This window comes from uncultured Roseibium sp. (assembly GCF_947499295.1).
Classification (GTDB): Bacteria; Pseudomonadota; Alphaproteobacteria; order Rhizobiales; family Stappiaceae; genus Roseibium.
In genome coordinates, this window is the sequence record NZ_CANMNP010000040.1 from 1 (window position 1) to 12,031 (window position 12,031).

General features: G+C 50.8%; 11 protein-coding genes. All 11 read left to right on the top strand.

Annotation, left to right across the window (positions count from 1 at the left end):
- Nucleotides 1-199 precede the first annotated feature (199 nt).
- The 11 genes from Q0835_RS28495 to virB11 all read left to right on the top strand — a co-directional run bounded on the left by Q0835_RS28495 (nucleotide 200) and on the right by virB11 (nucleotide 11,779).
- Nucleotides 200-1,143 (top strand): IS630 family transposase gene (locus Q0835_RS28495; protein ID WP_298966678.1). Its coding sequence is split into 2 segments (ribosomal slippage): nucleotides 200-542 and nucleotides 542-1,143, totalling 945 coding nucleotides; the frame shifts between segments, so codons are not numbered across the junction.
- Nucleotides 1,144-1,375: 232 nt separating this feature from the next.
- On the top strand, nucleotides 1,376-1,990 hold the full coding sequence (locus Q0835_RS28500; protein WP_298966679.1) for a lytic transglycosylase domain-containing protein: 615 nt from the start codon (nucleotides 1,376-1,378) through the stop codon (nucleotides 1,988-1,990).
- A 134-nt stretch (nucleotides 1,991-2,124) separates the two neighbouring features.
- A complete protein-coding gene (locus tag Q0835_RS28505) occupies nucleotides 2,125-2,481 on the top strand; it encodes a TrbC/VirB2 family protein (protein WP_298966680.1) in 357 nt (118 codons plus the stop codon).
- A gap of 14 nt (nucleotides 2,482-2,495) precedes the next feature.
- On the top strand, nucleotides 2,496-2,774 hold the full coding sequence (locus tag Q0835_RS30430) for a VirB3 family type IV secretion system protein (protein ID WP_363324518.1): 279 nt from the start codon (nucleotides 2,496-2,498) through the stop codon (nucleotides 2,772-2,774).
- Nucleotides 2,767-5,124, top strand: a complete 2,358-nt coding sequence (locus Q0835_RS28510; protein WP_298966681.1) for a DUF87 domain-containing protein — start codon at nucleotides 2,767-2,769, stop codon at nucleotides 5,122-5,124. The genes Q0835_RS30430 and Q0835_RS28510 overlap by 8 nt, the downstream gene beginning before the upstream one ends.
- Nucleotides 5,125-5,267: 143 nt before the next feature.
- Nucleotides 5,268-6,047: a type IV secretion system protein gene (locus tag Q0835_RS28515; RefSeq protein ID WP_298966682.1), complete on the top strand. Its 780-nt coding sequence runs from the start codon at nucleotides 5,268-5,270 to the stop codon at nucleotides 6,045-6,047.
- A gap of 149 nt (nucleotides 6,048-6,196) precedes the next feature.
- Nucleotides 6,197-7,513, top strand: a complete 1,317-nt coding sequence (locus tag Q0835_RS28520) for a type IV secretion system protein (protein ID WP_298966689.1) — start codon at nucleotides 6,197-6,199, stop codon at nucleotides 7,511-7,513.
- 412 nt (nucleotides 7,514-7,925) lie between these two features.
- Nucleotides 7,926-8,723 (top strand): virB8 family protein, encoded by a 798-nt coding sequence (locus Q0835_RS28525; RefSeq protein ID WP_298966683.1) that lies wholly within the window; start codon nucleotides 7,926-7,928, stop codon nucleotides 8,721-8,723.
- A gap of 18 nt (nucleotides 8,724-8,741) precedes the next feature.
- Complete coding sequence (locus tag Q0835_RS28530) at nucleotides 8,742-9,482, top strand: TrbG/VirB9 family P-type conjugative transfer protein (RefSeq protein ID WP_298966684.1); 741 nt, start codon at nucleotides 8,742-8,744, stop codon at nucleotides 9,480-9,482.
- 3 nt (nucleotides 9,483-9,485) lie between these two features.
- Entirely contained in the window at nucleotides 9,486-10,781 is a 1,296-nt protein-coding gene (locus Q0835_RS28535) for a TrbI/VirB10 family protein (RefSeq protein ID WP_298966685.1), read from the top strand.
- Nucleotides 10,781-11,779: a P-type DNA transfer ATPase VirB11 gene (virB11, locus tag Q0835_RS28540; protein WP_298966687.1), complete on the top strand. Its 999-nt coding sequence runs from the start codon at nucleotides 10,781-10,783 to the stop codon at nucleotides 11,777-11,779. The genes Q0835_RS28535 and virB11 overlap by 1 nt, the downstream gene beginning before the upstream one ends.
- The last annotated feature ends 252 nt before the right edge of the window (nucleotides 11,780-12,031 follow it).

Sequence of the window (12,031 nt, forward strand, 5' to 3'; positions counted from 1 at the left end):
ATTTGCAAGATATGGACTTCAGAACCTGATCGTTTCAGACTTAATCCGATCCATCAAATGCCGGGACTGAACACCTAACCTGAAAGCAGGACGCGTATTTTCAAAAAACTAGAGCGTATCCGTTTTTCGATGAATCGAATGTGATGTGACATGTGAGGTTAGGTCTGGTTCAAGCTTTCCAGCAATGGAGGGCGATTTGATGGGTCGGGCGCTGAGTTGCGATCTTCGAGATCGGGTATTGCAAGCATCTCGGGAAGGTGCTTCCGCGCGACAGGCTGCGGCGAGGTTTGGTGTAAGCGCATCGAGTGCGATCCGCTGGATCCCGTGCGCCGGACAGGGCGAGACAGAGCCTCGCAAGTCCGGACGCAAGAAGGTGTCTCGTCTTGATCCGCACGAAGGGTTCATCGTGGGCCTGATCGAGGACAAGAAAGACATCACGCTTGACGAGATGGTCGTCCGGCTCGCTGAAGAGTGCGGCATGAAGATCGGCCGGAGCATGTTGAGCAGTTGGCTGCGCTCACGCGGATTCACATACAAAAAAAGACCGCTCACGCATTGGAGCAGGAACGCCCAGGTTTGATGATGCGGCGTCAGGCTTGGTTCGACAGCCAGCTTGATCTTGATCCGGCCAGGCTCGTCTTCATTGACGAGACCGGCTTGAATACGAAGATGGCGCGGCTGCGTGGGCGGTCCCCGAAGGGCGAACGTTGCCGGGCAGGAGTGCCACACGGCCACTGGAAAACCACAACCTTCACCGGAGCCTTGCGCCTGACCGGTATGACGGCCCCGATGGTGCTCGACGGTGCCATGAACGGTTTGGCATTCCGGGCATATGTCGAACAGGCGCTTGTGCCGACGCTGTCACGCGGCGACATCGTCGTGATGGACAACCTGCCGGCCCACAAGGCTGCCGGGGTCCGGGAAGCTATTAAAAGCGTCGGTGCCGAGCTGCGCTATCTGCCGCCCTACAGTCCCGACTTCAACCCGATCGAGATGGCGTTTTCGAAACTCAAGGCGCTATTGCGTGCCAAGGCTGAGCGTACAGTTGACGCCTTGTGGAACTCCGTTGGTGACCTTTGCGCCCACTTCAAGCCACAGGAATGTGCCAACTACTTCGCCGCCGCTGGATATGAACCAACATAAAACGGATGCGATCTAGGCACAAAAACGCCAACGAAGAACTAAATAAATAATAAAAATGACATAATCAGACTTTTTGAAGCAAGTAAATGATTTTTAACTTTTATTTACTTTATTTTCTGGCAAATATACATAAATCGAAGAGGAAAAATAAGATCTAAATCAAGTAAACTTCGCAGTAGTTTCAGCTGGGATTGGTGCAGTTGAGTTCGGAAGAACAGAATGGGGAATGCCAATGACCACTGTAATTCAACGCTGTCACTTCCTAACCAGAGAGTTGCGAAACAGTCTTTTTCTCAATACGCGCGTGCTCTACATAGGGTTGACCGCCCTGAGTCTCGCGGGATGCTCAAGCATCTCTCAAACCGACCTTTGTACCCCCTCGTTGGTCGACGCCTATAGCAAGGTTGAGAAATGTGAGACACCTCACACTCTTAGTCTCGCCGCCGCATCCAATCAGAAGAAGAATTTCAATAAAAATGTTTTCGACAAAGCTCTAAATCAAAAAGAAAAACAGGATGCAAAACTCGAAGAAAGTTCAAAATTAGAAATTCTTATTAAAGAAATTGCCCAAATTCATTCAAACAAAATCGGCTGTAGGGCGTCTGGTTTAAATAAAAAATCATTTGAGAAACTGTTTACTGCACTTATCAAACGAGAAAGCGGCTTCAATACCAATGCCATTTCCCCGAACGGGGCCAAGGGGTTGGGCCAGTTTATGCAGGCTTTGGCCCGGGAACTAAGGTTCAGAGACCCATTTCAGGCGCGCGCCAACCTCAACGGGTCTGTTCGGTACCTCACACGAAAGCTTACGGAATTCAAATCTGTCGACAACGCGCTTGCCGCCTAGAACACTGGCCCTGGCCGAGTACGCCAATATCGAGGCGCTCCACCATTCAAGGAGACACATTACTACATCAAAATATTTGCGAATACTCGCAGTGTACTTGGTGACAAAACAAAAATATGTATTAGGAGAATAAAATGTCCGTCCAAACTAGATTATCCTACATCGTAGGTGAAGCATACGCCTTTGCAGACCAACACAAGTCTATATCGGCGGCGGTGGCTATCACGTTGTTTTTGACCAATACAGCACATGCGGCCAAGGGATCAATCGATCTCAGTCCGGTGACGAACGTCATCGACGCCCTTCAGAAGGCCATCACAGGACCGCTCGGGACTGCAATCTGCATCATCGCGCTGGCCGCAACAGGATTCATGTTCTTCACCGGCCGGATTGATTGGATGCGCGCTGCCGCAGTGATACTCGGCATCATCTTCGTGTTCGGTGGTGCAACCATCGTTAAATCTCTTGGCGGCAAAACAACCGCCCCCTGACACAGGAGGGCTCCATGCAAAGATCTCCGCTATTCAAAGCATTGACGAGGCCCGTTTCTTTTGCGGGCCTCCCAGCAAACTACCTGATGATTCTGTCCTTCATCATAGTTGGCGGCTTCGTTGTATCTAAATCTTTCACATACCTGATAGTCGGAAATTTTTTTGGCTACGTAGTTCTCAGGATTATTGCAGCACTGGATCCTAGATTCTTCGATGTGCTGTTTACGGTTGTGCAAAGGACGCCACTCACAAGCTCCATCTTTAGAGGCAAAGGAGTGATCTACCGTGCTTAATCTCCAGGCGTCAATGGCTGCGAAGTCTCTGGCCAGAAAGTCCGGTACGCCTGAGGCGTTGTTCGCCAAACATCTCCCCTATGTGTCCATCTTGAACGATGGAGTTCTGATTTCGCGCGACGGAGATCTTATCGCGTCCTTTCTCGTCGATGGCTACAACGCCGACACGTCGGACGAAAGGCATGTCAGCGAGTTTACCAAAACGTTGTCCAGGCTCATAGCCCAGCAACACGAGCCGATGGGCTATTACATCCATCGTCTTTCATTTAAGACAAAACCGAGATTGCCATCGGTTAACCATAATGAGTTTACCAACACTATTGATCAGAGATGGCAGCGCTACCTGCAAATTGCCGGGCTCCGCACTCGAATATCAATGGTCAGCCTCACACTTCGCCCGAGCAAGGTTCCGAATGCGATAAAATCATTGTTTGGAAAGAAATCTGGCGCTACCCGGAACAATTTCGACGCACGCGCAAAACGATTGGACCGCATCGTTTCAATGTTTGTCGAAACCCTTTCCGACGCAAACCCGTTGCGCTTGCGTGTCAGTGAAGGGACTTGGCTGGGATTGCTAAGATACATCGTCAGCGGAAACTTCGCCCCTTTTGCGCCGGGATCTAAATTTGTCCCTGTGTCGGACCTAATTGCGACCTCGGATATCAAATTTGCCCAGGATTCATTTACGGTTTTTGGAGACTGCGAAGAGAACATGCGCGTGGGCGCGATTGCAACAATCAAGGACTACCCTACTACCACCTATGCAGGGATTCTCGACCGGCTAAATCTGCCCTTCGACACGGTTTTAACGCAAAGTTTTACGCCCACCGACAACATCACAGCTCAAGCTAAAATCAGCCGGATCCGCCGACAAATGTCCGCGGTCGACGACGCGGCGATTTCCCTTCAACTTCAGTTGGAGGAAGCGGAAGACGATGTCGCCTCCGGGCGAAGTGTCTTTGGTGACCACCAAGCAACAATATCGACATTTTGTAAGGACGATGAGGAACTGGACAGGGCCATGACAAAGGTGTCCCGCGCCGTTCAAGAAACAGGGGGCGCTTTGGTGAGAGAGAGCCTTGCCGCACGGGCTGCCTATTTCGCTCAACATCCAGGCAACTACAGCTACCGGACGCGACCTGCCATGATCTCCTCTACCAATTTCGCGCATCTGGCGGCACTACACGGAACTTCTCGAGGACGGCCGAGCCATCAATCCCCCTGGGGGGAAGCCATCACCATCTTGCCCACCGCGCGCGGTGAAACATACAGGCTCAATCTCCATCTCGCGGGCAAGCGCAACGAAAGAACTGTCGGCCATTCTCTTGTGCTGGGTCAAACCGGCTCCGGAAAGACAATCGGGACGGCTTTCCTGCTCTCTCAAGCCTTGAGGCTTGGCACACGTCTCATTGTCTTTGACAAGGACAACGGATTTGAAATGGCAATCCGTGCCCTTGGCGGGAGCTATTCGCCTGTCCGTGCAGGTAAAAGCACTGGTCTAAATCCTTTTAATACTGAGAGTGACGACCGGGGTGCAGCCTGGTTGAATGACTGGCTCAAAGCTCTTGCTGAGAGCAGAAACCGTCCGCTTGACGCTCAACAGATAGAATCTTTGAACAACGCGGTCAGCGGAAACCAACACGCAGACCTGGCTTTGCAGAACTTCTCAAGTTTTCGAAGCCAGTTGCGATCAACTGACGATGACGGGGACTTGTATACTCGCTTTTCTCAGTGGGATCTCGGTGGACAATACGGCTGGTTGTTCGACGGAAAAGGTCAAGATTCCCTGGCTTTCGACAACATAGTCACCGCGTTCGATCTAACTGAAATCTTTGACCAGGATGTCATTCGCACAGCATGGTTAAGCTACGTTTTTCGGCGGATAGAGCGCCTTGTGGAGGATGAACACCCTACCCTGCTGGTCCTAGACGAAGCATGGAAACTTCTGGACGATCACTACTTCCAGGCACAGCTCAAAGACTGGATGCTCACTATGCGTAAGAAGAATGTCGCCGTCGTTCTTCTTACGCAGAGAGTATCGCACATCATGGAAAGCCTGGCCGGGAAATCAATCCTGGAAAGCGCCGTGACACGGATGGTCTATCCAAGCTCCTTCAACACGCCCGAAGAGCTTGCTCCGCTCAATTTAACTTCGAATGAACTTTCATTCTTGCGGACAAGCAACGTCGGCAACCATCTCGTCCTGCTCAAATCCGGCACCGACAGTGTCGTTTTGGATTTCAATCTCGCCCCAATCGGCGGTGGCATTGACGTTTTGGGTGGCGGTAGGGGCGCAATGTTGAAGGACGACTGGCGCGAAGATCCGACTTTCTGGATGGAGTTAATGTAAATGTTGAAACGCGCAATACTGATAGCTGCCGTTCATTTCGGACTCGCCGCCTGTCAGGCCATACCTGCGGTCCGGAAGTCTCCCTGCGCCTGCAATTGGGAGCCGGTAAACACCTATCTGATGGAAACGAAAGGAACACCGGTATGAAACGCTTGGTTCTTGCCGCACTCATTCCGACTGCGTTCATGCTCGCGACTCCCACGATGGCAGATAATGAGACACTGGAAAACATAGATGAGAAATTGAAGCAACAAATGGAGCTTCTGGAAGAAGTCACAACGGGTGACAAAGAGTACTCAAAATTATTCTCTGGAAAAGATGAAAAAAACCGAAGAGAGCATCCGGAACAGCTAGAAAGTCTGATGGATTGGGCGATTAACCATTCCGAAAATTTTCAAAAGGTCAAGTACCAAAGACCCTTTGACCCACCAGGGGTCTGGAGGACCACGATTTCCGGAAAAAACCTGGACGGTGATCCGGAAGGTAGATTGCGGGCCGTATTGCATCGACTGAGAGATGAATACCGTCTTGAAGACCTGCAAAAGCTTGGCACCGACAAGGTTACAGATAGGAACGGCGACGGCAGCACCGACGACGAAGAATTAGAGAGAAAATTTGAGCAGGGTTACAGATATGTAGCCGGAGCCGGCATGATCTCCGTCGCGGTCGGCGAAGACATCTACGCTTATTCAGGTAAAAGCCTCGAGCGAAATGAGAAATTGATCGAAATGATCGACGACACGAAGGGCTTAAAAGCCAGCGTTGACCTGAATTCTCGACTCTTGGCCGAACTCATAGAAGTGAACAATCAAAATCTACGCATTCTCTCGGCGTTCACGATCGCCTTTGGGACCGTTTCAGTCCAGAACGCCGCAGGATACCTCGTCCAAAGAGATGCCATGCGCGCGACGCTCGAGGACTGAAATCACCACGAATGTGCGCTGCATGACTCGAGGAGGTTAAAGTGTCATTTATCAAAACCCCTATCGACCTAGTCGACAAAGAGGTCAAGGTCTTTGCCGAAAACTTCTTCAATACAATCGGTGGGCCAATTGAGCCTGTGATTCAGGGAATGGGCATTCTTTCGCTCGCATTGATTACACTCAACTATTTCGTTCAATTCAGACCGCTTCCCTTTGCAATTCTTATTCCCTGGACGATCAAATACATATGCGTCTTTCTGGTCGTAACAAGTTGGGCAAACTTCGAGCCAATATACGATTTCCTACACGACACCCCATCAAACCTTGTAGGCGGAATTTTGGACGCAGCCGGAAAGGGACAGACCGAGGGTAGCATTTATTCGAAGCTGGACGGCATTGTCGGCGGAATGTTTAGCGCCGGGGTCTTCTTTATTTTCGCAACGACGATGTTCTCTATCGGCCTTTCGGTTCCGGCACTGGTGATTATCAGTATCGCCGTTGGAGTTGCTGGAACGGTTGTCGCCATCGTGGTTGGCGCGAAGATCTCTTTCGGGATTGGAATCGCACTCGCTCCCCTGTTCGTGCCCATGCTGTTCTTCGAACAGACCAAACACTACTTTACGGGCTGGCTGAAGTTTACCCTGGGAGCGGCGTTCACCAACGTATTCTTCGCCGCAATGATGGGCATTGTCATGCTCGCAATCGGATCTGGCTTCAGCAGCGGCATTAAAGGTGCTCTCGGTGCTCTAATCCTGATCTTCTCTTGCGCTGGCCTGGTTCAACAACTGCCTAATATCGTCAATGGTTTGATGGGTGCGGCTGCTGCCGTTGGCGGGAGTCTGCCAGGTTCATCTGTGAGCCAGGCACACAACAAGGACAAAGAAACGGCTGCTACTCGGAGGGCTTACAGGGAGCTTTCAGCTGCCAACAAGGAATCAATTGAAGCTTCTGGTGGCAGCTATGGGACTATGAATCGCGTCTCAGATTTGATTGCAGCTCACCGTGTTTCTTCCATGTCGACAGAAAGTATGAGCGACAGGCAAATACTGGGCTCACGTCACGACATTGCGTTCGGCGGTGCAACAGGCAATCCCAATGAAGTCGCCAGCCAGCGGCAACGTTTTGAGGGCGACTTAGAGTCCGATTCAGCAAACGCCCTCACTCCAGCTCAGCGTCAGGCATATGAAAACGGCGTAAATGATATGCTGCGAAATCCGAACGATGCAAGGTGGAATGGTATGCACGAAAACCTCAAGACGGAAGCCGACCGGATCGACTTCGCAAGACAACAGATTGCAGACAGCACCGAGGATCGTTGGGCATACCTCGAAGACGAAACCGCTGAACAGCCAAGCAGCTTCAGCGCTGCGGACAATCAAGGTCAACAAAAAATCCAACGCCAAAGGCAAGAAGAAATCGAACAGCGGCCAAAAACCAAAAGACGAGAAGAAGAATGGACTGAATAGGACAACCCCCATCACTAGAATTGTATAATAAAAATAGCGAACTTGAGAGCATCAACAGAATTCAACGGTCATTTTCACTTCAGTGTGGAGCTAAACCCGAATGAGAAATACCGACCGCAAAGCTGAGCCCGATTTACAAGTTGGCCCCGGTAAAGCAAGCATTGGCACCAGCGAAACCGTGTCGGAGATACTAGCCGCGGCCCCTCAAAACGCTTCCGCCTCCATCGCTAAACCAGTAAAACAAATCCGACCTGGTGAGTCCACCTCCAAATCCAGCAGCGGAAGGCAGAAGAAATCCACACGCCGAGAGATCTCGAAAAAAGAGGGTACTAATAAAGACTTGTCTGGAAATGCAACCAGGCAAAGGCGAAACGCATCACACGACCAAAATGCTTCGAAACCGGGCGGATCTGTGCAGGCAAGCACTAGAACGAGCAAAGTCAACAAACGAAAGAGCGCAAAGGCAGACAAACAGACCAGCAACAGGTCCAAAGTCCTCGCACGCTCGTCCATCGCTGCGCAAGACACCAAGGCAACGCGCAACTTATCTGGAAAGACTGCGAGCGTCGACAAGGCCGCGTCGTTCGAAGACGAGATTTTTTTCTCGCTTCAGCATCAAAGAAATAAGTGGGCAGCCACTGCAATTGCTTCAATGGGCCTCTCCGTACTCTGTCTCGCATCCGTAATGTTGCTGCTGCCCCTCAAAGAAACGCGCCCCTATGTCGTCATGGTCGACAAAACCACCGGCGAAGCTGAAAAAATCGTAGAAGTCAGACCCACCTCCCTTGCGGAAGAAGAAGTCGTCCTTCAGGCCGAATTGGTTTCCTATATCTCCGACCGGGAGACATATGACGTCATGGACAATGCGACGCGTATTCCTGAAGTGCTTGCCCGGTCCTCCGGAGAGGCGGCACACCAGCTTCGCAGCCAGTGGTCAGGCGAACACGCAAACTACCCACCGGACCTATATGGGGAATCGTCGAGGATCCTCGTCAAGATCAAGTCAATTACGAAGCTAGATGATGACCTTGCCCGTGTTCGTTTCACTAAGCTGAGAGAAGACAGAAATGGTGAGTCTCTGTCTCGAGACTTCGTCGCGACCGTGCAGTTTGAGTTCTTACCCGAAGCCCGGCGCACCTTGCAAACTGTTTGGAAGAACCCGCTTGGCTTTTTCGTCGTGAACTACCGCATCGACCCCGAAACACGATAGTAGAAGAAGGAACACTCCATGAAAACGTTTGTCTACATGGTGACCGCGGTATTGATAGCTATCTTGCCGCTCAAGGCTGAAACACAACCCCACCCTTCTTCTGGCGACGGCCGGATCAAGCAACTCATCTACACTGAAACGGAAGTCTATAAGCTCGACCTGTATCTCAAAATTATTACCTCGGTGCAGTTTGCAAGTGGTGAGGCAATTCGTTCAATTCTTGTCGGAGATAGTGCTTCCTGGGAAATTATCCGATTGCAGAGCGGCAACGTTCTCAGCGTGAAACCGATTGTCGCCGATGCAAATACCAATATGACAATTTACACCGACCGCAGGGTCTACACATTCCATTTGAAATCAATGGGAGAAGCCGCCAACGCACTGAAAGACAACGCTCAGAACTTTCGTGTGGTATTCAAATACCCCAAGGAAGAAGCAGAGCAAAAAAAGGCCGCAGCTGAAGCCAAACACTCCAAAAGCAAAATGGCAAATCTAAATTTTGGCTACTACGTCGCCGGCCGCGGGCGGTTCAGACCGGTGGAAATTTATGACAACGGGCGTCAGACGTTTTTTCGTTTTCCTCCGAATGCTCCAAAGCCGGCAATTTTCAAAGTTGGCCACAAAGGCAAGGAATCCTTGATCAATGTGCGGACTAAAGGTGACACTATCATCGCCGACTCAATCAGCAATTTGTGGACCGTACGGATTGGAAATGAAGAGTTGTGTATCGCTGCCAGCGCTTTCATCAAAGGGAGCTGAAGCATGCCTGACTCTCAAGACGAAGAACAAATCAGCAACTTAGACGCTGATGAGCTTACTGAAAAAATTACTGGCCGCCGCGCCAGGCAAATGGGCGAAGACAAAAGCAAAAACCCTCCTTCCACCGTTCTGATGTTGATTGGTACGTTAGTCGTAATCGTTATAGTGGTTTTTCTGGTTGGTCCGCGGAAACTTGCTGTGGAACTCGGACTTATGGAAGAGGCCAGCACCATGACACCCAATATCTCGGAAATCGACACAACTGTTCGCAGCCAAATCGATGGTTCAGGGATAGACCTGTCGCTCAAGTTTCCCAGTAGATCTGTAAGTGAAGAAGAAAAAAATGCAGGTCCGAGCTCCACCAAAATAGCCGAACTTGAAAATGAATTGAAAAAGCTGAAGTCTGCCGGTCAGCTTTCATTGGAAGACCTAGAACAAATGGTGGAGTCCAAAGCCCTCGAACTTTTCGAACAGCAACGGCAAATGTTTGAGGCCGAAGAACAACGCAGATTGAATGATCAACTGACACAGGAAGAAGCTGCGGAACTTGCACAGTCGCAGATTGTCTCTCCAGGTTTGGTCTTTGACGATCTAACTGATGGCCAACCCAGCCCGGGTTCAGCAAATGTCAAAACCCGGTCGACCTCACAAAACCAGAACGAACAATTCGTCGAAGACGCGGGGGTAACAGAGTTTGAAACCTCCAAGGCAACAAGTCTTGGTGACCTCTCCCGGATCATTGTACAGGGCACCATTATGAGCGCTGTGATGGAAACCGCGATCGACACGGAGCTGCCAGGCAATGTCCGCGCCCAAATTACGGAGCCTGTGTATTCCTATGATGGCAGAAATATTCTGTTGCCTGGTGGAACCAGATTGATTGGAACCTTCAGCACAAACGTTTCCGTTGCGCAACGGCGCGTGTTGATCGCCTGGAACCGGGCGATTACCCCTAATGGAAAATCCATTGCCCTGGGCTCAATCGGCGCTGACCAGCTGGGACGCTCCGGCACCTTGGGCAACGTCGACAATCGATACGGCGCACGCTATGGCTCCACACTGCTTATCTCGGTCATCAGTGCTGTTCCGAAAATTCTGTCAGGCAGTGTTGGAGGAGGCCGCGCCACTAGCGAGGAGAAAAGCGGCTCAACGCTCTTCCAATTCGGTGGCGACAGCAGCAGTGCCATGAATGGCATGATCCAATCTGACGTGAGTCAGAGGCTCTCACTTCCACCCCTCATCCGAATTCCCCAGGGAGAGGAAATCCGCATTTTCGCAAATAGAGACCTGGTATTCTGATGAAGAATTTTATTCCTGACATCCCGGCTTCCTACGTTGAGCAGTATCTTGCTCCTATCAAGGATTACCTTGTTGACGATCAAATCAATGAAATTGTCATCAATCCGAACAGAACCATTTTTATCGAGCGCGCCAAAGCTCATGCCATGGAGCAGATCGATGTGTGCTTTCCCGAACATGCAGTCAACCAACTAGGCGCTCAGCTCGCCGGCGAAACAAAAAATGCGCTCGGCAGACACCACCCTATTGTGTCCGGCAGAGTGTTTGTTTGGGGGGAACCGCTTAGGGTACAGGTGGTGGTGGAACCCGCCGTTGAGGAAGGCGTGTCACTCTCAATCCGCAAATACGTGACTCAAATTCTTACAACCAGGGAAGTCGCTTTCGTAAGCGGTAAACAGTTGAAGGTTCAAGACGAACGTACGCGAAAACATAGAGCCTTACAAGACCTCGCGGAGGCTGGCGATCTTCCGGCGTTGCTGAAAACTGTCATCGAAGAACGCTACAATATTCTGATCTCCGGTGGAACATCTTCCGGAAAAACAACGCTGGCACGCGCCCTGCTCGCGATTTGTGATGAAGACGAGCGAATTCTCACCATCGAAGATGCACAAGAGCTTCGCCCCCTTCACAAGAACTATGTTGCGCTTGTTGCTGATCGCCGTCCCAACTCCGAACAACTTCCATCCAAGTTGCTCGAAAGTGCTTTGAGAATGCGCCCGGACCGGATCATTCTGGGCGAAATCCGCGGCGTTGAAGCCTATGATTTTCTGGAAACTATCAACACAGGTCACCCGGGCTCCATATCGACTATTCACGCCGACAGTCCGGAGTTGGCCTTTGAACGCCTAGCGTTGATGGTCATGAGAAGCGGTGTGCAACTGTCTCACGCCGAGGTTATCAGGTACGCCCAAAGGACGATCGACCTTGTGATCCAGGTTGGGCGCAGAAACGGGCAGCGTGGCATCTTAGAAGTCTATCTGCCTGCGCTTCAAGAATAGTCATATCTCGTGCTTCGCGCCCAACCCTTCAAAAAATAGAAAACGAAAAAATTCTTTCTTTCAATCTATTGACCCAGTTCCCTTGATTCCTGGCAAAAATTGGGTTTCAGACCAGAGAAAAGGATGGAGCATGAAACGTAGATTTTGATCTACTTAGTTCGCCCTGAACAATTGCTAAAGCGTGTCGCTTTTGATGCGATTCAAGGTTTCCAAATCAGTTGCTTTCTGATTCTCTTTCGGCGTTTGAAGGAG